20 protein-coding genes, 1 tRNA gene and 3 pseudogenes are annotated in these 25,215 nt (G+C 58.5%); 9 read left to right on the top strand and 15 right to left on the bottom strand.

What is annotated here, in order from left to right; genetic code table 11:
- Positions 1-1,005, bottom strand: a complete 1,005-nt coding sequence (locus IU397_RS04000; RefSeq protein ID WP_204410965.1) for an efflux RND transporter periplasmic adaptor subunit — start codon at positions 1,003-1,005, stop codon at positions 1-3.
- 146 nt (positions 1,006-1,151) lie between these two features.
- Here IU397_RS04000 and IU397_RS03995 point away from each other — a divergent pair, with 146 nt between their 5' ends.
- On the top strand, positions 1,152-1,805 hold the full coding sequence (locus IU397_RS03995) for a TetR/AcrR family transcriptional regulator (RefSeq protein WP_204410963.1): 654 nt from the start codon (positions 1,152-1,154) through the stop codon (positions 1,803-1,805).
- A gap of 1,462 nt (positions 1,806-3,267) precedes the next feature.
- Here the strand turns inward: IU397_RS03995 and IU397_RS23185 are convergent.
- From IU397_RS23185 to IU397_RS03980, 3 pseudogenes are all read right to left on the bottom strand, one after another.
- Positions 3,268-3,447 (bottom strand): annotated as a pseudogene (locus IU397_RS23185) (IS3 family transposase); the annotation flags it as partial.
- Positions 3,448-3,527: 80 nt separating this feature from the next.
- Positions 3,528-3,695 (bottom strand): annotated as a pseudogene (locus IU397_RS03985) (IS3 family transposase); the annotation flags it as partial.
- Between the two features lie 54 nt (positions 3,696-3,749).
- Positions 3,750-3,896 (bottom strand): annotated as a pseudogene (locus tag IU397_RS03980) (transposase); the annotation flags it as partial.
- Between the two features lie 171 nt (positions 3,897-4,067).
- Between IU397_RS03980 and IU397_RS03975 the strand changes: the two are divergent.
- A tRNA-Cys gene (locus IU397_RS03975) sits at positions 4,068-4,141 on the top strand.
- Between the two features lie 15 nt (positions 4,142-4,156).
- On the opposite strand, the gene IU397_RS03970 is transcribed toward IU397_RS03975, so the two are convergent.
- The 5 genes from IU397_RS03970 to IU397_RS03950 all read right to left on the bottom strand — a co-directional run bounded on the left by IU397_RS03970 (position 4,157) and on the right by IU397_RS03950 (position 9,099).
- Positions 4,157-4,972 carry a tyrosine-type recombinase/integrase gene (locus IU397_RS03970; protein WP_239479585.1) on the bottom strand — a complete coding sequence of 272 codons (816 nt, stop codon included), beginning with the start codon at positions 4,970-4,972 and terminating at the stop codon, positions 4,157-4,159.
- Positions 4,965-5,474: a hypothetical protein gene (locus IU397_RS03965; RefSeq protein WP_204410957.1), complete on the bottom strand. Its 510-nt coding sequence runs from the start codon at positions 5,472-5,474 to the stop codon at positions 4,965-4,967. The genes IU397_RS03970 and IU397_RS03965 overlap by 8 nt, the downstream gene beginning before the upstream one ends.
- Before the next feature lie 56 nt (positions 5,475-5,530).
- Positions 5,531-6,226, bottom strand: coding sequence for a transposase (locus IU397_RS03960; RefSeq protein ID WP_239479584.1), 696 nt, complete (start codon positions 6,224-6,226; stop codon positions 5,531-5,533).
- A gap of 111 nt (positions 6,227-6,337) precedes the next feature.
- Positions 6,338-6,865, bottom strand: a complete 528-nt coding sequence (locus IU397_RS03955; protein ID WP_204410952.1) for a chemotaxis protein CheD — start codon at positions 6,863-6,865, stop codon at positions 6,338-6,340.
- 146 nt (positions 6,866-7,011) lie between these two features.
- Positions 7,012-9,099, bottom strand: a complete 2,088-nt coding sequence (locus tag IU397_RS03950; RefSeq protein WP_239479583.1) for a methyl-accepting chemotaxis protein — start codon at positions 9,097-9,099, stop codon at positions 7,012-7,014.
- Positions 9,100-9,257: 158 nt separating this feature from the next.
- On the opposite strand from IU397_RS03950, the gene IU397_RS03945 reads away from it, so the two are divergent.
- On the top strand, positions 9,258-9,497 hold the full coding sequence (locus IU397_RS03945) for a hypothetical protein (RefSeq protein ID WP_239479582.1): 240 nt from the start codon (positions 9,258-9,260) through the stop codon (positions 9,495-9,497).
- A 12-nt stretch (positions 9,498-9,509) separates the two neighbouring features.
- Positions 9,510-11,933, top strand: a complete 2,424-nt coding sequence (locus IU397_RS03940; protein WP_204410950.1) for an FAD-dependent oxidoreductase — start codon at positions 9,510-9,512, stop codon at positions 11,931-11,933.
- A gap of 48 nt (positions 11,934-11,981) precedes the next feature.
- Here IU397_RS03940 and IU397_RS03935 read toward each other — a convergent pair whose 3' ends face one another.
- From IU397_RS03935 to IU397_RS03920, 4 genes are all read right to left on the bottom strand, one after another.
- Positions 11,982-12,650 carry a hypothetical protein gene (locus IU397_RS03935; RefSeq protein ID WP_204410948.1) on the bottom strand — a complete coding sequence of 223 codons (669 nt, stop codon included), beginning with the start codon at positions 12,648-12,650 and terminating at the stop codon, positions 11,982-11,984.
- Between the two features lie 233 nt (positions 12,651-12,883).
- Positions 12,884-14,170, bottom strand: a complete 1,287-nt coding sequence (gene hisD, locus IU397_RS03930; RefSeq protein WP_204410946.1) for a histidinol dehydrogenase — start codon at positions 14,168-14,170, stop codon at positions 12,884-12,886.
- A 427-nt stretch (positions 14,171-14,597) separates the two neighbouring features.
- Positions 14,598-15,860, bottom strand: a complete 1,263-nt coding sequence (locus tag IU397_RS03925) for an ABC transporter permease subunit (protein WP_204410944.1) — start codon at positions 15,858-15,860, stop codon at positions 14,598-14,600.
- A gap of 70 nt (positions 15,861-15,930) precedes the next feature.
- Positions 15,931-16,737 carry an ABC transporter ATP-binding protein gene (locus IU397_RS03920; protein WP_204410942.1) on the bottom strand — a complete coding sequence of 269 codons (807 nt, stop codon included), beginning with the start codon at positions 16,735-16,737 and terminating at the stop codon, positions 15,931-15,933.
- Positions 16,738-17,157: 420 nt separating this feature from the next.
- Here IU397_RS03920 and IU397_RS03915 point away from each other — a divergent pair, with 420 nt between their 5' ends.
- Complete coding sequence (locus IU397_RS03915; RefSeq protein ID WP_204410940.1) at positions 17,158-18,534, top strand: aspartate aminotransferase family protein; 1,377 nt, start codon at positions 17,158-17,160, stop codon at positions 18,532-18,534.
- 127 nt (positions 18,535-18,661) lie between these two features.
- Here the strand turns inward: IU397_RS03915 and IU397_RS23545 are convergent, their stop codons facing one another.
- Positions 18,662-18,787 (bottom strand): hypothetical protein, encoded by a 126-nt coding sequence (locus tag IU397_RS23545; protein WP_255569767.1) that lies wholly within the window; start codon positions 18,785-18,787, stop codon positions 18,662-18,664.
- 322 nt (positions 18,788-19,109) lie between these two features.
- Here IU397_RS23545 and IU397_RS03910 point away from each other — a divergent pair, with 322 nt between their 5' ends.
- The 3 genes from IU397_RS03910 (at position 19,110) to IU397_RS03900 (ending at position 22,769) form a co-directional block, all read left to right on the top strand.
- Complete coding sequence (locus IU397_RS03910; RefSeq protein WP_204410938.1) at positions 19,110-20,333, top strand: hypothetical protein; 1,224 nt, start codon at positions 19,110-19,112, stop codon at positions 20,331-20,333.
- Between the two features lie 83 nt (positions 20,334-20,416).
- A complete protein-coding gene (locus IU397_RS03905) occupies positions 20,417-21,754 on the top strand; it encodes a hypothetical protein (RefSeq protein WP_204410936.1) in 1,338 nt (445 codons plus the stop codon).
- 217 nt (positions 21,755-21,971) lie between these two features.
- Positions 21,972-22,769 carry a lytic transglycosylase domain-containing protein gene (locus IU397_RS03900; protein WP_204410934.1) on the top strand — a complete coding sequence of 266 codons (798 nt, stop codon included), beginning with the start codon at positions 21,972-21,974 and terminating at the stop codon, positions 22,767-22,769.
- Here the strand turns inward: IU397_RS03900 and IU397_RS03895 are convergent.
- Positions 22,744-23,661 carry an endonuclease/exonuclease/phosphatase family protein gene (locus IU397_RS03895; RefSeq protein WP_239479608.1) on the bottom strand — a complete coding sequence of 306 codons (918 nt, stop codon included), beginning with the start codon at positions 23,659-23,661 and terminating at the stop codon, positions 22,744-22,746. The two genes, IU397_RS03900 and IU397_RS03895, sit on opposite strands and share 26 nt — an antisense overlap.
- A gap of 226 nt (positions 23,662-23,887) precedes the next feature.
- Here IU397_RS03895 and IU397_RS03890 point away from each other — a divergent pair, with 226 nt between their 5' ends.
- A complete protein-coding gene (locus tag IU397_RS03890; RefSeq protein ID WP_204410930.1) occupies positions 23,888-25,093 on the top strand; it encodes a bifunctional alpha/beta hydrolase/OsmC family protein in 1,206 nt (401 codons plus the stop codon).
- The last annotated feature ends 122 nt before the right edge of the window (positions 25,094-25,215 follow it).

Below are 25,215 nucleotides of genomic sequence, written 5' to 3'. Positions count from 1 at the left end.
TCAATCCTCTTCGACGATCAGACCAGTATAGCGTTTGATCGGCTGACCATCTTTCAGAAGATGCGCGCCGACTGTCACAATCTCCGCACCGTCTTCCAGGCCGGTGACAGCCAGGGTGGTGCCCCCTTGGGACACGACATCAACCGGTTGCCTGCGGGCGATCAACTGGCCGTTATCCCCTTCACCCACGACCATCACGGCGGTTGCACGATCCGGATCCATGATGATCGCGGTCGCTGGTGCGGCGATCCCTGTCGCGGTCATATCAAGGCTGGCTCGGACCGTTACGGTGGCGCCCGGAACCAGGAATAGGTCCGATGCGTCGGGCACAGCCAATGAGATCGTATAGCTTTGGCCGATGGCGCTTGCTTCAGCCCGAAACTCGCGGAATTCCAGGTCTACAGGATCGCTCGTGCCCGGCAACACGGTCTCAAAATCGACCCGGGTGGGATCGCCGATCTGTTTGAGCAGACGCTCGGGCAGATCAAATTCCACGCGGACCTCTGACAGATCATGCATCCGCACAATCGGCTCTCCCGGGGAGATTGTGGTGTAGGGGCTCGCGATACGGTCGGCGATGAGGCCGTTGAATGGCGCTTCGATCCGCGCATCGTCCAGCGCCTCTTCCGCGTCCCGCAATGCAACCTGGGCCAGATCGCGGGCGGTTTCGGCATCGCGGGCCCGCACGGCGGATCCCGTATTCGACTGGGCAAGCGAGGTCGCCCGGTTGTATTCTCGCTCCGCCTGGGCCAAGGCCAACTGCGCCCGCTGAACGGCACGTTCAAACGGACCGACATCCAGCTGGGCAACCAATTGGCCTTCGCTGATCCGCACCCCTTCCGGCGCATCCAGACGCTGGAGATAGCCGGGTTGTTCGAATGACAGATCGATGGTTTCCACAGCGGCAATACGCCCGAAAAATTGCCGCGAGACGACACCATCGCCCTGCATCAGCACCTGGGTTTTGACAAAGGTCGGATCAGGCGGGATTTGCGTCTGCGCCATCGTTTGACCCGGCGCCAGTGCCAAAATCGCACCAACCCCTAGCACAAGAACATGTGTTCTGATCTCTTGTTTCATAATCATGCGCCCCTATGTGCAGATCAACCGACCGTTCGGTTGGGAAGTTAGGGTAAGGAAAATTGTCGTCAATGGCCGAGGTCAAAGAAAATCACGTCTCTTCCCGTCGTCAGGAAATCCTGGCGGCTGCTACACAAGCCTTCCTGGACAAGGGGTTCTCGGGAACATCGATGACCCATCTCGCCAAGGTCTGCGGCATCCAAAAAGCCAGTCTTTACCATCACTTCCCGGGCAAAGAGGATCTGTTCATCGCGTGTGTGACCGATGGATATGCGCAGGCCGTTGACCAGTTGGATGACCTGCACGGCGACGATACGCTGAATGATGTCGAAAAAATCACGGCGGCTTTTGATTGCCTGTACCGGATCACGATCAGCTCGCCCGTCGGTCGGCTGTCGCCAGTGATTGCCGAAGTGTCACGCACCATGCCCAACGTCGCCAAGATGTTTCATGCGAATTACATCGCGCGCCAGCAGGCGGTGTTGGAAAAGATCATCTCGGCCGGGGTTGAACGGGGGTCGTACAGGCCGCAGAACTACAAGGTGCTGCATCATCTCGTCTTTGGGCCCATCGTGACGCTCTCCCTGTCGCGGGAGATGTTCGCGTCCTTCGACGACCTCGACAGCCACTTTCCGGTCGATGAATTAAAGGCCGGTCACCTGTCCGCCATCCTCACGGAACTGGGTGTGGCCGATACAATGCAACCTCTTTCCCAACCGGCATAGCGAAGCGCGAGGACGCCTCCGGATCACGGGTTTGTACAGACCCAATTGCCACCGCGACACCCGCCTCTGTGGCTTAAGCAGACGAAATCGTGCTGTTGGCGTCGGTGATTGTCCGCAGATCTGACCTCACAAGAACCCGCAGTCATGCGGATTCTGCAGGCGCGCTGGTTCCATTGTCGCGCAATGGGCTGTCAGATCAAAATTTTCGCTAGAGCGTCATGCGAAAAACCTGAATCACGTAACACTGCCTGAAATTTTAGATTTCAACGCGTTACGTAATTCAGGTATTTCGTCAGACGCTCTAAACAGTTCGCGCCCGCGGTTACCCCACAGCATGCGCGTCGCACGCCGCAACCACAAGAATTGGTGCGCTGGCTCGTGGGCGTCTGCTGCCGGTTCGCAAGGATACTTTTCTGCGTAGTTTTCGGTCCGGGGCCGCAAAGACAATGGTGGACCTCATAGTTGTTGGTGTCGATGACTGGGCCTGGCGCAACGGGCAAAGCGACGGCACGCTGATCTGCGACCTCGAACGGCGGCGCGTCTATCAATCTCTTGCCCGACCCTCTAAAGGCGTCGCTTAGCGCGCTTCCAAGTATCAGGGTCGTCGCCCCAGATCGCAACGGTGGCTCTGGCAGCGCTGCGACAGGCGCGCGCAATCGTCAGGTCATCTTTGGTGGGCGCGAAGACATGTTTCGCGCACGGGAACAGCCTGACCCTTTGTTTGCCGAGGCTGGAGCAAGAATGGCATGACGGTTACCGGAATGGCACACAACTCTAGCGCCGACTAAGGTCAGATGAATTCAAGGGCAGTTTACGGGGCGCTGCTGAGTGGGCGACACGACAGCGCCGCGCCGCGCCGCGCAAATGATACCGCCCGGAACAGACAAGGATCCAACAGCCAGAAGGATCGCACGGCTCCTGAAAATGGGACAGTACCAATTATGCAGGCCCAATACGCTCAAGGTCGCGCAGATCGAAGCTGCGTTGCCAAACCTCGCAGCTACTCGCGTCCCGCTGGACCGCTGGACCGCTGGACCGCTGGACCGCTTTACGAACATGGTCCGAAACGAGCGTGAAGACATAATAGACAGTTGGCTTGAGGCAACCGGGGACAGTCTGATCGCATCTTTCGTTCGCGGTCTGCGGAGAGATCAGGCTGCTGTGGCAGCAGCGATACGGGAACCATGCTCGAACCGCCAAACCGAAGGGCTGATCAATCGACGAAAGATGATGAAACGCCAGATGTACCGTCGTACAAACATCGATCAACGGCAGTCCTTTCGTAGTTGATCGGCGACTTGTAACCCAAAGCTGAGTGTCGGCGCGAGGGATTGTACCACCCTTCGATGCACTCGAAGCAGGCCACTCGGGCTTCGGCCTTTGCCTTGAACTGGCGGTTCAGCTTGTCCAGCGGACAGGGTTGAGACTTGTCCGGGAGCGTCGTCCTGTGTTTCTTGCCATGAATGACGCCTTCGATGCCGATGCTCTTCATCAGCCGAGCAACGGTACAGCGGGCCACATCAAAGCCTTCCCGACGCATCTGGTGACAGACCTTGCGCACCCCGTAGACCTTGTAGGTCTGTTCCCAGACCCGCTCGATCTCAGGCCGCAAAGCCTTGTCCTGCTTTGCCCGATCCGACATCAGATCGGGGTTCGCCCGCTTGGCCATGTGATTAATGGGATGGATGTCTCTCCCTCCAACCGCCACGCTGTGAGGGCAATCTCCGCTTTCTTGCCCCACGCGTTCAGCGTCTGAGATGCGCAACCGATCTTCGAGGAAATCGACAGGATCGCCGACCAGCGGCTCCCATGCTGCCCGGCGTGGTCCAGAACCATGCGAACCGCTCGGGCGCGCAGTTCGGGGGAATACTTATTCGTCGTCCGGCTCATGATGCTCCATCCTACTCAGGAGTTGGAGCCTCCAGAAAACACGCCGCGGCTCAATACCGCCTTTCTCAGCCGTTCGTTCTCTTTCTGAAGCCGCTTCAGTTCCTTCAATTGCTCTGTGCCCATTCCGCCGTACTTCTTCTTCCAGCGGTAGAATGTCTGTTCAGTCACACCAATCTGCCGGATTGCGTCCAGACGCGGCACAAAGCAATGAACGAAGGCACATTGCCGCAGCTAGCCAATCCAGAATGGATAACGCGGCCACCTCCCCATTTGCCGCCATCCACAAAACCGCCAAAACACCGAAGGACTCGTCACGGGCCGACTTGCGTTAAGCGACCGTCTGCGCTAACCATCAATATCAACGAACAGAACGGCGAGTTGGCGGAGTGGTTACGCAGCGGATTGCAAATCCGTGTACACCGGTTCGATTCCGGTACTCGCCTCCATTTAAAATCAATCACTTAGCTCTCTCCTCGCTTTGCCCCATCGGGGGCGTTTACAATAGCGTTTACAGTTTTGCCCTCGCGGCGCTGCTTTTCGCGCTCCAGTAAGTCGAGGACTTCCGCGCTCTCAGCAGGTGAAACGGCGGCGTAATGCTCGATCACAGCGGCGGCGTAACGCAGCGACCACCCCATGTGATTTGCGATTTGGTTGAGACCGAGGCCAGCGCGGAGCAGCCTCGTTGCTGCCGTTCCACGCGTATCCTGGAGCCGCAGAGAGGGATCGCTGAGCTTGTCTTTGATCCGATCACGATAGCGGGCTATGCCCCTGCTGGCAGAGTTGGCATTCAGGGGCTTTGCTCGGTCATTGACTAAGAGCACCAACTGATCCGGCGGTGTCTCGTCAATCAAACGCCTTAGCTCAGGGTTGACTGGGATGTGTGCAACGCGCCCTCGCTTCTGCGTTCGAACCCGAAAGCGGTCCATTCCATCGAAACTTTCAAGATTTCCACGTGTAAGGCGAACAAGATCGGCAGGCCGAAGGCCTGTTTCACAAGCCAGGGTCAGCACGCGCTGCACCCAAAGCGGTGCGCTGTCCTTGAGAGCTCGTTGGTCAGCATCCGTCCATACGATTTCGGCTCGATCAACGGTGTAGATGCGATGCAGGCGGTCGCAGTAGTGGGCTGCGATCTTGCCTTCATCCCGCGCCCAGTTGAGAATCCGAACGGCGACTGTGCCTGCATAGTCATGTTGCTTGGGCGAGGCTTTCCATTTCGCGCGCCACTCGTTGAGCTCACCGCGCGACTTTGGGTTCCAGAAGGTGCTCGTGTCAGGCATCCTGCAAGGCTCGCCCCTGGAACTTGCCGCTGTCGTTCCAAACCATGACCGGCTGACCGTCCTTTCCAAGAACGGGTATCATTTTGCCAGTCTTGGGATCGCGCTTTCGCTTCTCACGCTGGCCATACCGTTGGCGCGCATTCTCCTTGCTGAACTTTGAAAGGCTGATCCATTGAGTTGTGCCCTTCTGCTTGCGCTTTTCGTATCGCGGAGCGAAGAAAATATCGACGCCGTGGCGTCCAGCTTCGTCGCGATCAAGACGAGCATGGAAGACCGCATTTCCGCCGTATGTCAGGTTGATGAACTCTACGGCCTGACGCAGCATCATGCGTTCGCGGTCGCTGTTGAGTTCCAGATCGGTCGGATATTGGAGGAACGCGTGCAAGAAGTCCTTCTTCGCCGCCTTGCTCTTTCGCGCACCAGCGATGTGTGCCTGAAGCGCATCCCAGATTGAGAAGTTGCTCTCATCCGGCTTTGGGTGGATGAAACGCTCAATGCGCATGATGCGATCGTTGCGAACTCGCGTGGTTCGAGTCTCCGCATCAGGGTCAGATGCTTCTAAGGCAGCGTAAGGCGAATATACCAAGGGCGGCACATCGCGCACGCGCCGACGCGCGCCCAAATAATCGACCCGATCCTCATGCCCTTGCATCGCTGTCGCATATCCTTCGATTTGGGGCCTCTGATGAGCCGCCGTGCACCCTGGTCGGCTTGATCCCGTGTGAGACGGCCAACCCTGCCAGCCTGGTTGGCGATGGTCCGCGTCGGGGCCATGGTGCCGACGACATTCTGTTCAAGGTTCAGCGTATTGGCCCGTTCGGTGAGCATACCGACCAGTGAAAGGGCACGGTCACCAAGTTCAGTGATCAAGCTGGACGCCATGATGACAAGGTACAGCGTCACAAGGACGTACATGCACACCAGACCAACCAGAATGATAACAGTGAACCAGGAATCGCCCGCAGTCATGGATCCGAGAAACCCAGAGAAAAGCAGGAAAAGGAAGTCCATGCCGCTCCGCATGATGATCAAGCTGGCGACGAAACCAACGATGATGAACAGCGGGCGCAGGGCTGCGCCCAGGCGATCATCACATTCGCCTTCATCAGCACCAGCCTGTTTGACCCAATCGTGGATCGTGGCAGCGCACGGTTCATACTCCCGTGCAAGACTTTCAACGCTGCGACCAGCTCGCGCCTGCGCAACCAATTGTTCCCTAAATTCCGTGGGGTAAGGGTTCCTCGTTCTCGGCATGGAAAACGCTCTCCTTCATCAGCGAAAAAGTGTCCACGAAACCGGGGGAACTCCATACTGCAACACACATATAATGAGACCAGTATTTATTATTCGCGGTCTATCCACCATTTAAAATATCTCGATGTCATTCATTGGCGGGGAGAGGGAAATAGCATCATTGACCTGATCTGCGGAAACGAGCATCTGACGGGCCTTCCCCGTCGTGGGAACGAAGCGGATCTTCCGTGCCGAGAAACCACCCAGACTGTGACTAAGGCATTCGATCCCCTCACCGTTAAGAAAGTCGACAGCAAACCGTGCGTTGCGTTCACCGACATCGCTTAACCCCGCCACCATGCGAGCCCCACCAAACAACTTGCCCTTCAACCGCTGCTTTTGACCACCTAACTTAATGATCTCATTTATCAAAAGCTCCATGGCATGAACACCATGATAGGCCGCCCGAACGGTGTTATCAGTCGCATTTGGCAGAACGATATGATTTAGGCCACCCACCTTGGCAAGAGGATCCCACAAACAGGCTGAAACGCAGGAGCCTAACAAGGTGGCAAAGACAATATCGACATCGCCCGAGGCCGCGTATTCTCCTTGAACGATGCGATGGGTCCGCTTGAGCGGAGATAGGTCAGTCGGCATGACCGGACGTTTCTCCCGAGTCAAATATTGCTAGCGAGTTCACGTCGACCTGCGCAACCGTCCGGGATCGAGTTACAAAAACTGGCGCATGCCAGTCAAAGGCGACATCCATCAGGGTTGAAACGGGTGAATAGACATTTGGGCCATCAAAAATCTTCCCATCCTCCGCTATCGCCAATGGGCCCATTGGCCGTTTTACGAGAGAGAGGAGTTTGCGCAGATCGAGGCAAGGCCATCTGACCCGCGCTAGCAAGATGGGCGGTCCGGTTAGAAACTTTTGGTCGCGCCAGAACCACCGCCTGTGACAGAGCTTCAGGTGCGGACAAGAGCTGATGTGGGTCGCAAGACTGCTGGTTCAGACTAACCGAGTTTGCAGCGACATCGGGGACTGTCATTGGCAAGCCGCGAACCGCAACATCTGCAAAAGTCGCAATCAATTTTTCAACGCTTTCCACCAATCCTTCGAACTCGCGGCCGTGTTCGCGATTTGCGGCAGTTTCGCTGGCCAAGATGTCACCGACATCGCCGACCACATGTTGGAGTTCCTTGACCCGAGCATATTGGCTATCCGACGCTTCCATCACGTCTTTGACGTGATCAGAGATTTCCTCAAAGTGTTCGGTGAAATTCGTCAAGGCAGCGCCGGTTTTTCCAACCAGCGCGACACCGTCTTTGACGAAGATATTGCTGTCTGCAATCAAGGTGCCAATTTCCTTTGCCGCGTTCGAGGAGCGCTGCGCAAGCGCACGCACTTCCGATGCCACAACTGCAAAACCACGGCCTGCTTCGCCTGCGCGAGCGGCTTCCACTCCGGCGTTCAGCGCCAATAGGTTGGTCTGAAACGCGATCTCGTCGATGACATTCGTGATCTTGCTGATCTGCGCCGACGAGGCCTCGATCTCCCCCATCGTCTTCACGGCCTGGGTGACCACATCCCGCGCCGTCCCTGATGACGAGACCATGGCTGTCACCACCCCTTCCGCCTGAGAAATTCCCTTGAAAGTAAGCTCAAGGCTATCGGACAAGCCGCAAGACAGGTCTACCGTCCTGGTCAACAGATCTGACCGACGCTTCAGACAGCCCTCACCTTGTTGCGTGCTGGATGCTAGGCCACGCGTTCTGACCGCGATATCGCCGCCAATTTCCACTGCATTTGCAACGATCTGTTCGATACGTGCATTTGCCTCTGAAAGCGCAAAATGGACCGGATGCCCGCTATCGCCTGATGCTTGGTCAAAGTCGCCAAATCTTGCATTCGCCATGGCGGACAGTGCTTTATGGAGATGCGCCATGGACGCCTCTAGATCCTCAAGACGCGCCTGATCCTCGGCCAGTGCCTTTGCCAGTACAGTCGCTTGATCGGTGGTATCAACGGCGGTGAAAATGAGCGTTCCGTCCGATGCTTTGTCCAAAAATCCCTGCAGACACGATAAGCCATCAACACCACGCACCTTGATCTCCCGCTGCTGGGGCAAACGATCTGCCTCCAAAATGGCGCCATGTATCCAGCCAGTAAGCGGTTCAATGCCGTTGCCGAACACCTTTGATGCCGGACTGCTTTGATCCAAGACGGAACCATCCTCGCGGAACCGCACCCAAATCAGATGCGTGTTCAACACGTCGAGTTGCGCCTTGCATGCGTCATCCTCCGTGCGGTCTTTCAGAACCAAATGACGATACGTCTGGGCCTCGTTCCGCCCCGGGATGTCAGCTGTGATTTGGCGGAGTTGCCAATGATAGGATAGACCGCTCAGCTGCAGCGAGCCCTCAACCTCTCCTTCGATGGCCGGGTCGGGCAGCAGCGACAAGGGTTCATCCGCCGGTAAGTCCTGCCACGCCGCATTTGCCGCGACTGTCTCCCCATGTTGATCAATGATGGCGATAGGATCCGCCAGATGATCGAGCCCGCTAGACGCCGCAGTGCAGGTCAAGATAAGCTCATCAGCCGCATCCAAACGATCCCGCAGGTCACAGACGGCGCCAACGGGAATGGACATGCCCGAACCCATGGCCGTTTCCTGCTCAAGAACACCACTTAAGACATTAAGATCAAAATGTAATATCCAGATCGACCAACCCGCCGATGCGATGCCCAGCCCCGCCGCGCCCATTGTCAGCCATAGCGGCACCGACATCGTCGCCAGATCAATGATCAAGACCGAAAACATAACCATGCACAGGATAATGCCCCAAACCGGCGATCTTGCGGCGGACGGAAGTGTCAGATTTATCAACGCAGGGACTCCGGCTGAAACGTTTTCAGGACCATGGCCCGACCATCTGAACATTTCGTTAGGCGCGCCTCGAACCGACGTCGCCCAAAGACAAAAACCGACGCACAAATGTCGGGTTAGTGCCTTCGCGGGTGCGAAACCCGCCGTAGCCTGATGATATGCTGACCTGCCAAACAGATCTTTACCAGCTCGACCAACGGATACAGGCCGCCCATGACTGTGCGGATCACCGCACCTTGGTGACACTTTACGGCCAGGCCGCGGATCTGGCGCAGGACATTGATGTTGAATGCTTTTTCCTGACGCAGGCCCATGTCTTTGCGCTGGAAATCGGGGATGACAGTGCCGCATCACTTCGAACCAGGCTCTACCGGCACGGACGCGAAACGGCGCGTTGAAAGGATAAACCCATGAAATCACATGCAAAAGTTGTTGTGATCGGAGGCGGTGTCGTGGGCTGCTCGGTCGCGTATCACCTGACCCGGTTTGGCTGGACAGATATCGTATTGCTGGAACGTTCTGAGCTGACCAGCGGCTCCACGTGGCACGCGGCCGGCGGGATGCACACGATCAACGGCGATCCGAATGTGGCCAAGCTGCAAAAATATACGGTCGATTTGTATAAAGAGATCCAGGAATATTCCGGGCAGGACATCGGTATGCACATGACCGGCGGGGTCATGCTGGCCGCGACGCCGGAGCGGTTCGACTGGTTAAAATCCATCCGCGCCAAGGGGCGCTACATGGGACTTGATGCTGACATCATCACTCCAACGGAAGCCGCAGCACTCTTTCCCCTCATGGATCCTGATCAGTTCGTGGGCGCGCTTTATGATGAGGTCGAGGGCCATCTGGACCCCTACGGCACCACCCATGCCTATGCCAAATCCGCCAAGAAAAACGGCGCGCAGATCGAATTGCACACCAAGGTCGAGGATCTGGTACAGCAACCCGACGGCCAATGGCGCGTGATCACCGATAAGGGAGAGATTGTTGCCGAACATATCGTCAATGCAGGCGGTCTGTGGGCGCGCGAGGTCGGACGGATGGTTGGCCTGGAACTGCCCGTTCTGGCGATGGAACATATGTATCTGATCACTGAAGACATGGCAGAGGTGGCGGATTTCAATGCGGAAACCGGTAGGGAAATGCTGCATGCCGTGGATTTCGATGGTGAGCTTTACCTGCGGCAAGAGCGCAAAGGCATGTTGATGGGCACCTATGAGCAGGAGTGCCGCCCCTGGTCCCCGCAGACCACGCCGTGGGAGTTCGGGCACGAACTGCTGGAGCCGGACATTGACCGGATTGCCCCCAGCTTGGAGGTCGGCTTTCGCCACTTTCCCGCCTTTGAAAATGCCGGGATCAAGCAGATTATCAATGGCCCCTTCACCTTTGCCCCGGATGGCAATCCGCTGGTCGGGCCGGTGCGGGGCCTGCGCGGTTACTGGTCTGCCTGCGCGGTGATGGCAGGCTTCAGCCAAGGCGGCGGGGTCGGCCTTTCGCTGGCCAACTGGATGATCGTGGGCGACCCTGGCTTTGACGTTTTTGCCATGGATATCAGTCGCTACGGCGATTTCGCGACGATGGCCTACACCAATGCCAAGGTGCAGGAGAACTATGCCCGCCGCTTCTCGATCCGCTTTCCCAATGAGGAACTGCCCGCTGCCCGACCCCTGAAGACAACACCGATCTACAGCACACTCAAGGCCGCGGGCGCACAGTTCGGCGAATCCCACGGTTTGGAAACGCCGCTCTGGTTTGCGCCGGACGGCGTGGAGGATGCGTTCAGCTGGCGCCGCTCAACTGATTTCGACCATGTCGGGGCCGAGGCGCGCGCCGTCCGCGAGGGCGTGGGCCTGATCGAGACGACGGGCTTTGCCAAATACACCGTCAAGGGCGCCGATGCCGAAGGCTGGCTGGACCATATCCTGGCGGCACGCATCCCTGCCCCGGGTCGCATGGTGCTGGCCCCGATGCTCAAGCATGACGGCAAGCTGATCGGTGATTTCAGCCTTGCCAATCTGGGCGAGGGTGAGTTTTTCATCGCCGGATCGGGCATTGCCGAAGACTATCACATGCGCTGGTTCGACCAGCATCTTAGTGGCGATGTTACTGTCGCGCCTCACGGTGCGGGCCTGTGCGGCCTGTCCATTGCGGGGCCAAAGGCGCGCGATGTACTGGCCGCCGTGACCCGGGCCGATGTCAGTGCAGCGGCGTTTCGCTTCATGGATATCCGCCGCATGGATATTGGTATGGCCCCTGCCCTTGTGGGGCGTGTCAGCTTTACCGGCGATCTGGGCTACGAGATCTGGATGGAGCCGGAATACCAATTGCACATCTATACTGCCTTGATGCGCGCCGGGGCGGACCATGGCATTCGCAACTTCGGACTTCGCGCCCTCAATGCCTTGCGTCTGGAAAAGAACTTTGGCGGCTGGGCCCGCGAATATCGCCCGATCTACACGCCGTTCGAGGCAGGTCTGGGCAGGTTCACAGCGCTCAAGAAGGACGCGGACTTCATCGGAAAGGCCGCATCAGTTGAGGCCAAGACCAATGGGGGCGGACCGATGCGACTGAACACCTTCGTCGTTGAGGCGACGGATGCCGATGTCATCGGGGATGAACCGATCTATCACAGTGGTGCCGTGCAAGGCTGGGTGACCTCTGGGGGATATGCTCACACATCGGGCGTGTCTGTGGCGATGGGATATGTTCCACGCGAAATAGCGGACCATGATGACGGTTGGGAAATCGAGATTCTGGGTCATCTGGTGCCCGCCCGCTTACAGCGGCAGCCCCTGTTTGATGCCAATGGTCAGGCCATGCGCGGTTAGATCAACCTGACATGGGACAAGGCCAGGACCATCCTCCTGCGCGATTGGTCACCGAAGCTGGGCATCGTTACGGTGCTTGAATCGGGCATCCAGAGAACACCGGGCAAAGCCTGACCAAAACGCCCACCAGGCACCGAACCCGGCCAGCTTGAAGAAATCCTCCAGCATCGCGCTGGCCGGACCAAAGAGCCGGACGACATCCAAAAGAACCGAAAGACTCAAAAAGACAACGGCAACGACAAGGCCGCGAATGTCCTGTCGGCCAGTGACCTTCCAAACTCGCGTCGCGATCAACAAAACTGCCAGACCGTATAGCGCAAATAACAGGACCTCACCCTTCTTGGGCAGGCTTTCGTGGATCATGAAAATATCGTCGAAGGCCAGCAATCCCGACAGAACGCTGACGCGAAACATCAACAGGCCACTATCCCCGTTCCAGTCATGGGCCAGCATGGCCGTGAAACCGGTAATGGCACAAGTCGCCACCAACAGGACGATCCCGATATGGGAGAGCAGCCCAGCATAGGATGGAAACCCAAACTGAGCGGCAGGATCCCGCATCAAAACGGCCGCCGGTACTTCGTTCTGCGCGCCGATAAATGCAGCCCCCGCGGCGAACAGGAACAAACCAATCCCGACCCAAACGGCGGGCACGTCTATAAATGTCCAAGCCGCCCAATTCGATTTCGCAGAACGTGCGGGGATCGTGTTGTGCATATTAAGGTCTTTCCAAATCAACTTTTGGCCAGGCGGGACCGGCCAGCATCAATGTAACAAATATGTAAAGGGTAGTTTTGTTCCACAAGGCAGACTGGCCAATGCGGCGGCAGCCTGCCGATAGGAAGGCGGATATGCCGTTGTTGCTGTGATAGGATGTAACAATAAACACCCATGCGGGGTCCGCCGGAACCGCGTTCACATGGGTCCAATCCGTTTCGTGCGGCCCGATGCTAGCCTTGAAGGACTTTCAAACGCTCCAACCGGATGTCGGCGCTGCGGGCATGGGCTTCCATCCCTTCGAGCCGGGACAGGCGCGCCGTCGCTTCGGCGACCGGGCGCATACCTTCCGCCGTGGCGCGCTGCCACGTGACCGTCTTGAGGAATTTGTGGACCGAAAGCCCGCCCGTGTAGCGCGCCGAGCCAGAGGTGGGCAGCACATGGTTTGGTCCAGATGCCTTATCCCCCATGGCAACGGTCGTTTCCTCGCCAAGAAACAAGGATCCATAGGAACGCAGCCGCCCCAGCCACCAGTCCAGATCGCGGGCCATGACTTGCAGATGCTCCGGCCCGACCTCGTCCGCCTTGGCGGCAACCTCCTCGCGCGTGTCGCACAGGATGACCTCGCCGTAATCCCGCCAGGCCGCGCGACCCGCATCACGATTGACCGCAGGCAGATCCTCAATCAGTTCCGGCACCCGGTCCAGCACCGCCTCGGCCAGTGCCTTGTCGGTCGTCACCAGCCAGACCGGCGAGTTGGGGCCATGCTCCGCCTGGCTCACCAGATCGGTCGCCGCCACCTCGGCATCACAGCTGTCATCGGCCAAAACCATTGAATCCGTGGGGCCTGCAATCATGTCGATCCCGACGCGGCCAAAAAGCTGGCGCTTGGCCTCAGCCACATAGGCATTTCCGGGCCCGACCAGAATGTCGGCAGGCACACCACCAAATTGGCCAAAGGCCATGGCCGCCAATCCCTGCACACCGCCCAGGTTGAGGATGGTATCTGCCCCGGCCAGATCCATGGCATAAAGAATTGCGGGCGGAATACCCTGCCCCGCCGTTGGCGGAGAGCAGGCCATGATGTGCCGGGCACCCGCCACCCGCGCCGTCGTGATGGTCATCAAGGCTGACGCGATATGCGCATATCGCCCACCCGGCACATAGGCCCCGACAGAGCCGACGGGGATCTGGCGTTGTCCTGCTGTCAGGCCTGGCACAACATCGATCTGCGTGTCGCCCACGGTGGCCAGCTGGGCTTCGGCAAAGCGGCGGATATTGTCATGGGCAAAGCCGATATCGGCGCGATCCTGTTCGCTCAGTTGGCCTGCCGCTGCCGCGATATGGTCAGGTGCAACGATGATCTCCCCGTCCCATTGATCGAACTGCTGGGCATAGCGGCGGGTCGCCTCGTCCCCCTCCGCCTCAAGAACGGTCAACATGTCCGAAACGACCGCCGCCACATCCCCGTGATCGGTCCGCGCCGTGTGGGTTGCGCGTTTCAGATAGGTGACAGCCATGCGGATCCTCCAACCAGATGCCGCAGACCTTGCCCGCGCGACGCGACCTGCGGCAATCGGTTTCCGAATGGCCAATGTTTGATTTTCAAAACCCTGAAACGGGTCTTCAGAAAAGCCTCAAGGCCGAAATGCACCATCGTGTTCGTGCACGGAAGACTAGACAATGCATACATGAACAGACCAACGCTGGCATCCTGCGCTGTCCGCACCGGCGCGACATCCAGTTCGGCACTCCATGCCATCCGCCCCAGTGGGACAATCCGCCGAGTGGTGAAGGATCCGTTCGGCATCATCGGTATCCGTTTCGTCGTGGTCATCACGCGGCAGACACAACAATGAAATCAGGTGAAAACTTGGACCATAGCCAAGCAAATGGCGGCAAACACGCCTGTCTGCCGCCACCCAAATTAGCCGGTCGGGCGCTTGGTCAGGCGCGACCCTTCCAAGGCACCAGAAAGTTCTCGGCCTGGCGCATCAGAATATCGATACCATAGCCAATCACCCCGATCAGGATGATGCCGGTGATCACGATATCGGTCAGCTGGAACCGGGACGCGACCATGATCATCATACCCGCACCCTTCTCTGCCGCCACAAGCTCAGCAGCCACGACCGTCCCCCAACAGACCCCCATGGCGACCCGGGCACCGGTAAAGATCTCGGGCAGTGAGTTCGGAATGATCACATGGCGCATCACCTGCCACTTGCTGGCCCCCAGGGAATAGGCCGCATGCACCTTGGTGATTTTGACGCCTGACACACCGGCACGCGCCGCAATGGTCATGATCCACAATGCTGCCAGGAACAGCAGGATGATTTTGCCCGGCTCTCCGATCCCAGCCCAGATGATGACCAATGGGATCAAGGCCAAAGGCGGCACTGGCCGCATGAACTCAACGATCGGGTCAAACCAGCCACGGAACCAGTCGCTCAGCCCCATCGCATAGCCCAGCGGAATGCCCACCAGCGCGCCCAGGATAAATCCGGCGACGACCCGCAAAAGGGACCATCCCAAATGCTCCAGCAGCCGGAAGTTTTGGTAGCCGTCCCGGCTCAATTCAACCAGCCGCCAAAAGACGGTCTCCGGCGATGGCAACCAGACCGGCTCCATCTGCCAGCCGCGATAGGGTGTGAAATTGAGCGTGCCGCGACGGGTCATGTTGACCACACCATTATCGACCTGTACCCGTCCGTCCGGTTCAATCGCCGTACCATTCACAGCCGTGACAACTGCGCCCGCGTCGCGGCCCAATTCGTCATTCTGGTCCACCCGGATAAGACCCGACCGCCACGCCCCGATCAGGGCGATGTCATCCTTGGCAAATCCGTCGCCTGGCGCCATTTCAGGCGCTTCAGGCTTGTCGGCCACGGGATGGACGATCACCCTCACCGTCCCCTCATCGCTTTGCCCATCCGCCGTCGCAGTGTAGGTAAATGTCGTGTCACCGATGAACGGTCCAGGCGCATGGATCGGCACCAGACTTGACCCGGTAAAGGCCCCCCAGATCAGGAAAATCGCCACAATCGACATGACGGAGGCGGCCCGGTTGGCCCGTACCGCACTTTCATCCCCGAATGTCACGGTTTTCAACGAGGTGAAGTCTGACTTGGCCGTCAGAAAATTCCCCACCGCTTTCACGGCAAAGAATGACCCCACAAAAAGGGCGATGTAAATCAGCAGAATGGTCATACGCTCGTCTCCGAAATCCCAATCATGCACTCGTCTCCGACGCTCATGATGCGCTCGTCTCCGGCCCCGCTCATGCGCTCGTCTCCGAGCGACCCATGATCTCTTCTTCCATATTCCAGATCATGCTCAGGATTTCCTCGCGTGTCGGGTTGTAATCTTCATGTTTCTTGACCTCGCGCAGATCGGCATTCACGCCCATATCGGCAAAGGGCAGACGATACTCCTTGTGGATGCGCCCGGGCCGCGGCGCCATGACCAGCAGCCGCTCGCCCAGCAACAAAGCCTCTTCGACCGAATGCGTGATCAGAATGATCGTCTTGCCCGTTTCGCGCCAAAGTTTCAGCACAAGCCCTTGCATCTTTTCGCGGGTCAGCGCGTCGAGCGCGCCCAGCGGTTCGTCCATCAGGATCACGTCGGGATCGTTAGCCAGACACCGCGCCAGGGCCACCCGCTGCTGCATGCCGCCCGACAATTCATAGATCGCTTTTTCCTTAAAATCGCCCAAGCCCGTGACATCCAGCAGATGGTCCACAATTTCGCGTTTTTCGCCTGGAGCCATGCCCTTCATCTTGGGGCCAAAGCCCACATTATCCCGGACGCTCATCCACTCAAACAGGGCGCCCTGCTGAAAGACCATGCCACGCTCGGCTGCCGGGCCAACCACCGTCTCACCGTTCAGCACCACCTTGCCTTCTGTCGGCGCCAGAAAGCCGGCAACGATGTTCAAAAGCGTCGTCTTTCCGCAACCAGACGGGCCCAGCACACTCATCAATTCGCCTGGTTTCAGATCAAGTGATACATTTTTGAGCGCTTGGACCGATCCGCCTTTCGGCAGTTCGAACCGCATGGAAATGTCATCGATCGCCAATCCGGTCATCGTGCCCCCCCCGCGACGGCACTCAAAGGCCGCTGGGAAAGACAACTCTGTCCCCGCGGGGACACATATTGGCCATGGGTGGTCAACATCCCTACATCCATGATCGACCTCGCAAAATCATTGTTATTTTTCAGGGGCATACAGCACTCCATGTTGAGGCCGCGCGCGGCCAATTTTCCACGGATGGTCATTAATCGCCCCCGTTTTAGCACCCAATGTGGGTCGACTCGCCCGCCCCGCACCAGCACAAATCGACCGTTCTGCACCGATCCCGTGCTGTCAATGCCTGGATGCCGCTTTCTGATCGGCATGCCCTGCTGGTCAAATGTGGCCTTAAATTCGATCAACTTTTGGCCCTATTCGCCCAAGCCAAGCTCAGGCACCGTTTTTGAGACCTTTAGCCCAGCAGGAGTGTGCGCCATGGATGGCTCGAACCCCAACGATCTTTCCCACATCGTCTCCGCCGACAAGGCGCATGTATGGCACCACCTGATCCAGCATAAACCGTTTGAAACGGCGGATCCCAAGATCATCGTCGAAGGTAAGGGCATGCGCGTCTGGGACCAGGACGGCAAGGAACATCTGGATGCCGTCTCGGGTGGGGTCTGGACCGTGAATGTGGGCTATGGTCGTGAACGCATCGCCAATGCCGTCCGTGATCAGTTGGTCAAGTTGAACTACTTCGCCGGTGCGGCAGGATCGATTCCCGCCGCGATCTTTGCCGAAGCGCTGATCGACAAGATGCCGGGGATGAGCCGCGTCTATTTCTCGAATTCGGGATCCGAAGCGAACGAGAAGGGATTCAAGATGATCCGCCAGATCGCGCACAAGCGCTATGGCGGCAAGAAAAACAAGATCCTGTTCCGCGAGCGGGATTACCACGGCACCACCATCGGCACGATGGCGGCCGGCGGCCACCACCAGCGCAATGCGCAATATGGCCCCTTTCCTGCCGGGTTTGTCTCGGTCCCGCACTGCCTGGAATACCGCAAGCAATGGGATGTTGAGGAATATGGCCAGCGCGCCGCCGACGCTATCGAAGAAGTTATCCTGCGCGAAGGTGCCGATACGGTTGGCGGCTTGATCCTGGAGCCTGTTACGGCAGGCGGCGGCGTCATCGTCCCGCCCCAAGGGTATTGGGAGCGGGTGCAGGAGATCTGTGCGAAATACGATATCCTGCTGATGATCGACGAGGTTGTTTGCGGCATCGGACGGACCGGCAAATGGTTCGGCTACCAGCAATTCGGCGTGAAACCCGACATCGTGACCATGGCCAAGGGTGTTGCCTCGGGCTATGCGGCGATCTCTTGCACGGTCACCACCGAAGCGGTCTTTGACATGTTTAAGGACGATCATGCCGACCCGATGAACTATTTCCGCGACATCTCGACCTTTGGCGGGTGCACGGCCGGCCCGGCGGCGGCAATGGAGAATATGAATATCATCATCGAAGAGAACCTGTTGGATAATTGCACCCAGATGGGCGCCTATCTGATGGAGAACCTGTACGGGCTGGCTGAAAAGCACGCTTGTGTCGGCGATGTTCGTGGGATGGGCCTGTTCAACGGGATGGAATTGGTCGCGGATCGCGGCACCAAGGACCCCGCCCCCGAGGCGATGGTGCAAGCGGTGGTCAAGGATTGCATGGGCCAGGGGACGATCATCGGCGCCACGAACCGTAGCTTTGACGGCTATAACAACACGCTGTGCCTGTCGCCGGCGCTGATCTGCACCAAGGACGATCTGGACGCCGTCACATCCTCAATCGACGAAGCGCTGACCCGCGTCTTCGCCTGACTTGATTAGGCTGGGCTGAATTCAAGGAATTTGGCCCTGACCGCCTATTGAACCGCGTTTGTTCATATGGGCGCAGGCTTGATGGAGAGAGACCGACATCGACAACTAAACTACTTTGCTGCAGGCATCAGCTCACGCTGGCATCTTTATCCAAGATCGCCTCAAGATCATCACGGCACACGCCCAGATCAGACAATTCGGCATCGGAGAGCTTGAGCATCTTGCGTGCCTCGAACCCTCGCTTATCCGCCACGACGTGTAATCCAAGCGTATCAAGCACCCTTAAAAGGCCCGAACGCTTTCGCGGAGCGTGGTGTTGCTGCATCGACATAAGCATGTTCTCACCTAAACTTGACTACAGGTAATTCAGCGCTTTTTACCGTTGAACAAGGCAAATGTGGCCAAAAGTGGCCTGATGCCAGAAAGCCGCCAGTGTCGGCAAAAAACCGCCATTGTCGACACCACGACAACAGCCCGCCCCCGATTTTTCAGGTGATTTCACATTTTTCGAACGCCAGGATTTGATGAAAGCGCGGTATTCTGCGCCTATTACATCGCTATTTCGGATTTGAACCATGCATTTAATCGAAGCCGCTTTGGCATTCGCTGTTTTGATGATCATCTTTTCGACGGCCGTCAGTGGATTAACGGAAAGCTATCTTAGGATTACCGCTGTGCGCCCTTCTGCGTTGATGCAGATGTTGCAGCAATTCGTGCGCGAAGATCCGTGGATGGCCGATCAACTGAAACAGGCTGGCGCAAAGATCGATGAAGAAACAAAGAAATTTGATCAGGCCACGCAGGAAATGTTCAACACGATCATCACGAAATTGACGGAGAACCCGGCGCGCGCTGACCATGGGTCTTGGTCAAACCTTGCCACCCTGCTGACCCGGGATGGCGCGCGCCATATCGATCGGCTCAGCACCTACGGATTTTTCCAACGCCTCGCGCGCACCAAAATCGGTGACGTTATCCGAAACAACGCCCAGGACAAAAGTGCTGAAATTCTGCGCAGCATCATCATGGGATACGAACGCTATGTTGCGACGTCGAACGAGATATTTCGCAAAAGGTCACAAGCCATCACCATGGGATTGTCCATCGTGGTAGCCTTTGCGCTGAATGTCGATGCTGGGCGGATTTTCCAGCATCTGGTCGACACCCCCGAGACGCGGGCGCAGCTGATTGCCGAAGCCTCTGACCTGGCGGCAGAAAATGATGCGGCCCTCGCACGCGTGGCAGACTTGTTGGATATGCTGGAACAAGAGGGGCAGTTGGCACCGGACAATCCGTTGGCGCTCGGCGAAGGGAACACAGTTGAGGAGAACGAAGTCATTGCGGCGGCGGATCGTCTGCACACAACGCTTGAACGTTTGGACCGCGACGGCACCCTGCCCCTGGGATATGGCAACATGCCGCCCCTTTGTTTCTTGAACACCACAGATGAAAGAGTGGTGGATGGATCTGGCACGCCACCGTCGGGCAGTGCAGCCGACCGATCCGGCGAATGTACGACGGGGGGCGGCCTTGTCCTTTGGTTTGTCAGCGTTCTTTTGACGGGACTGTTGATCGGCCTCGGCGGCCCGTTCTGGTATCAGTTCTATTCCGGCCTTGCCGCCCTGGTCCAATTGCCCCGTGGCAGCAAGGCGCGCAGCGAACTGATCAAGGACGATGAGACGGCCAATCAGCGCGGCTCCCGTCCGCTGGTAGACTCCTTGAACGACCGCGCCAACGGCAATGCAAAACTGGTTGAACTGTTCAGGCGGGCGGCGGGGCCCGCGACTGGCATGCCATAAGCCCTAGCAATTTCATCGGCCTGCCTTGATCCTACCCCATTGCTGCGCTTATTCAGCCGCATCTTGTTGAGTGAGCCGTTCCTATGTCGTTGCCGACCTTTGTCACGTCACGCCTTTTGTACACTCGGCTGACGCGTGTCGATTTGCCAGAGCTTTGCGCGGTGCTGAACGACATCTTCAGCCCGGCAGGCTATGCCTTTGATATCATAGATCATATTCGCGGCAACCGGCTGGTCTTGGCCCATGACATGGTGCAGGTGCATATCCTATTGGAGCCGGAGACGCTGGATCACGACCCGCTTCTGGCATTGGCCGATGAACCCTTTCACCAGACGGAGCGGATCGACTGGCCCGGGCTGATCACATCGCATCAATGTCATGCGGAGATCACGGTCCAGATGACTGGATCGGCCAAGGCTCCGGATCGCGCCCTGTTCGAGGTGATGTTGAGCCTGTGCCAGATGACGACAACGGCCCTGGCCGCGATGATGCCACCGATCATGATCCACTGGATACAATCGGAGCAGCTTTTCCTGCCGTCAAAATTTCAGTTGATGGACGATATGCTGTTTCCCTTGCCGCTTTTCATCAAGCCGCGGCTCTTTTCGTCGGGCCGGATGCAAGAAGACATGCAGGTGCTCGGCATGTGGGCCGAGGGGGCAGAGCTGTTCCTGGATCGTCCCCTGGTTTTTGAAGAGGCGCCCGTCACCCTGCAATGGCTGCAGCAACGGGTGTTTGCCTTTGTGGAGCATTACCGCCATGCCGAGAGCCTGCCCGCCGATGGAGACACATTCGGGATCGAACCCGAGGAGATCATTCGTGTCCAGACCAAGGGCCGCGGCCCCATTGCGCTGACCCTGCGTGAGCGGGGCGGGGTGCTGATGCTGCAACCCGATCCAAAGATCCCGCGCGCAGATGGTATGGAAGTGGCTCGAAAATCCGGGACACCGCTGGAACGGAGGCATGCCGACAGCCCGCAGACAGCAACGCCTCTGCCCCTGAGCGCCGCGTCAGAACTGAGCGGAGAGGACAAGCTGCGCCTTGCCTCGGAACATAGGCTTGCGGCGGCCCGGTCTGCATCGCGCGATGCGCAGTTCCGCCACAACACTGTGGCCATGCTTCTGGGTGCGCGGGGGCCATTGGATGTGCAACTGCGCCATCGCGGCAAGGTAACCTGGATCCTGACTGGTCTGAGCCTGTTCCTGATGCCATTGATCGGCCTGCCCCTTGCGATCTGGAACTGGATGCGCGGCCCGCATTATTACGCAACAAGCTATGCCACCGCTGGTGCCGTTATCGCCCTGGCGATTTTCACTCCGGTTTTACGGTACAGTCCTGCTGGCGCGCTGATCCTCGTCACGGGGCTGGACGCCCATCCGGCGTTTGCCGCCTTGAACGCCCCAGCCGACACGACATTCTGACTTGGGCTGCATCGCCTATGCTTCCCCCAAAATGCTCTCTAACATCGGGCGGCTCAAAACGCTGTTCGTGCCCCGGTTTCAGACCATTGGGCAGTAAATGGGTAGGGAAAAGCCCACTTTCGGGCCATCACCGCCCAACGGCGCCATTCACGCGCTTGCGCAAGGGGGGACCATAGGTAAACTCTGCCGTAAATTGATTTTGCCGGAGTATCTACCAATGCGCGCCCTTCCTCTGATTGCTTTTGTTGCGGCCTTCGCCGTCCCCACGGCTGGTCTGGCCGCAAAATGCGGCAATAATTCCGGGGGCTACGGCACCTGGAAAGCTGCTTTCGCGGACGAAGCGAAACGTGCCGGCGTGAAATCCCGCGGCCTGCAGGCCCTGGCTGGAACGCAATATGCCAAACGCACCATCGCCGCAGATCGCAACCAGAAAAGCTTTAAATACAGTCTTGAAAAGTTCATGCAGGTCCGGGGCGCAAACACGATCGTGGCCCAGGGTCGCAAGCGCAAGGCGCAGAATGCAGGCTTCTATCAGGGGCTTGAAAAGCGGTACGGTGTCCCTGCCGGGGTGATCATCGCCATTCACGGGATGGAGACGGGCTTTGGCCGCTTCAAAGGGGACAGCAACGTGATGTCCGCCATTGCAACGCTGGCCTATGATTGCCGCCGGTCTGAGTTTTTCACCGGTCACCTTGTGGCCGCCCTGAAACTGGTGGATCGGGGCATCATCTCACCCGGCAGCATCGGGGCTAAACACGGTGAATTGGGTCACACCCAATTTCTGCCCGGCAACGTGCTGAAATACGGCGTTGACGGCAATGGGGACGGACGGCTTGACCTGAACAATCAGGCAGATGCTCTTGCCTCTACCGCGAACTTCCTGCGCAAGAAAGGCTGGAAGCCTGGTGGCGGCTACCAGAAGGGCCAGACCAATTTTCGCGTGATCCAGGCGTGGAATGCCGCAGGTGTCTACCAGCAGGCGATCGCGATCATGGCCGCGAAGATTGACGGCTGATGCGCGCCGCATCTGGCCTGGCGGCCGCTTGGCCAGACGCGAACCGAACCAGCAAACCGCGGTGATCTGATCCCGCGAGGGGGCGCAATTCCGTGGCACCCCCCAGCCCATCGGGAATCAAGACATGGTCGATGGGCAACGCAAATTCGGGAAAGGTGGGGCGCGACCGCCCCGCCCGCTTTGTTCCAGTCCGCCGCTGAAACTCCCGCAAGGTGTAGGACCAGGGCACCATGTTGAAATCCCCACCGATCACACGCAGCCCAGCCAATTCGGCCACATCCGACATGATCCGCGCCGCCTGATCGCGCTGACCGTAGGGCCAAGGCCAGTGCAGATGAACCGATGCCAGCCACAGCGGACCATCCGGCGCATCGACCTGCATCGCAGCGAGGCCTTTGGCACAGGTCTTCGATCCCGGAGTGACCGGCCAGCGGGACGCTACAGCCACACCGCCAACCCGCGCGCCTGAGCAATAGTGCTGATAAGGTAACATATCGATGAGAGCAGCCAACAGCGCGCGATTGCCATCCGTAACCTCCTGCAGGGTCAGCATATCGGGAGCATTGGCACGAATATCCGCCTCCAGCTGGTCCAGCCCGTCGATTTTGTACAGCATGTTCTTTTGATAGACGGTGACGGGCGATGATCCTGTATTCTCTGGCCGGACGGAGGCCCAGCCCACGGGGATTAACGCCGCCAGCACGGCCAGGATCGGCATCGCGCCCACCCATCTGGCACATCGCCCAATTGCAAGCCAGCCCAAAGTTACCAAGGCGACCGGCCCGCGGATGACGGCGAAACTGTCTCCGGCCTCAAGCCAGGCTCCGGTGAACCCTAGCCCCAGAAGCGCCAACAGCACCGCCGCCACACACCAATAGATCGCCCGTATCATCTGCCTCACTCATCTTGCCTTGGGCCCGTGATGGCCGTGCGGAAATGTCCGCGCAACATGATTTTTTGTGCAGGATTTACTGGGTTTTTGAGGCTGCTCCCACATTATGATCCCGCGGATTGGCTTTGAAACCTGCGTCACCATGGCGTGACAGCGCTGACATATGCTTGGCAGCCCGCAGGACGCCGCCTTATCTGCCCGCCAACGCTGTAACGAGGATAGCGCCATGACCACAGAACGTATCACCTTTGACGGCGCCCAGGGCCAGTTGGCCGCGCGCCTTGATCTGCCAAGGGGCCCGGTTCTGGGCACTGCGCTTTTTGCCCACTGCTTCACCTGTTCCAAGGATATCCCAGCCGCACGCCGGATCGCCGGGCGGCTCGCTGCGATGGGCCTCGCTGTTTTGCGGTTCGATTTTACCGGCCTTGGCCATTCCGAAGGTGAGTTCGAGAACACGACATTCACCAGCAATGTCGATGATCTGGTCGCCGCCGCGCGCTACCTGGCCAGCCGCGACATGGCGCCAGGCGTATTGATCGGTCATTCCCTGGGGGGCGCCGCTGTCCTGCGCGCGGCCGGCCAAATCGAAAGCGCCCGCGCCATCGTGACGATCGGGGCACCGTTCGACCCCGAACATGTCACCCATAACTTTGCCGATGCCTTACCGCAGATTGCCACCGATGGCGTAGCCAAGGTGGATCTGGGCGGTCGCCCGTTCCGCATCCGCAAGGCTTTTGTCGAAGATGTCGCCGCCGAACACCTGGCCCCTGCCATTGCCGGTCTCAAACGGGCGCTGCTGGTCCTGCATGCCCCGCGCGACATGACCGTCGGGGTCGAGAATGCTACCCAGATCTTCACCGCCGCCAAACATCCCAAAAGCTTTGTGACGCTTGATGATGCGGATCATCTTATCTCCCGACCTGCCGATGCCGAATACGCCGCCGATGTCATCGCGGCCTGGGCCAAACGCTACATGAAGATTGCGCAGCCTGCCCCGCCACCTGCAGCGCCTGAAGGTGTGGTGCGCACGATCGAAGCGGATCCAAATGGCTTTTTGCAGGATATCCATGCGGGCGCCAACCACCACATATTGGCCGATGAACCGGCCAGCTATGGCGGTACGGATCGCGGCATGTCGCCTTATGGGTTTCTGTCGGCCGGTCTCGGTGCCTGCACCTCAATGACGATCCGCATGTATGCCCGGCACAAGGGCTGGCCCCTGACCAATATCTCGGTCGATGTGACCCATGACAAACTTCATGCCAGCGACGCCCGGGATGGCACCAACCGCATCGACAGTTTCACCCGGGTGATCCGGCTGGACGGCGATCTGGACGCTAACCAACGCGCCCGGCTGTTGGAGATCGCCGACAAATGCCCGGTCCATCGCACACTCGAAGCCAGCGCACCGGTCCTCACCGAACTGGCCTGATGGCCTGTTTCCGATGCCGGGATATCGGCGCCAAGAAGGTATGATCGACATCAGGCCTGCGCAGCAGGCCTGCCCGGCCCAACGCTTTCGCCACAAAGGCGAAAGGGGCGGGAGCCCGCCCG

The sequence above is a fragment of the Actibacterium sp. 188UL27-1 genome (assembly GCF_016901225.1).
Classification (GTDB): Bacteria; Pseudomonadota; Alphaproteobacteria; order Rhodobacterales; family Rhodobacteraceae; genus 188UL27-1.
This window is presented reverse-complemented; position numbering and strand designations above follow the sequence as displayed.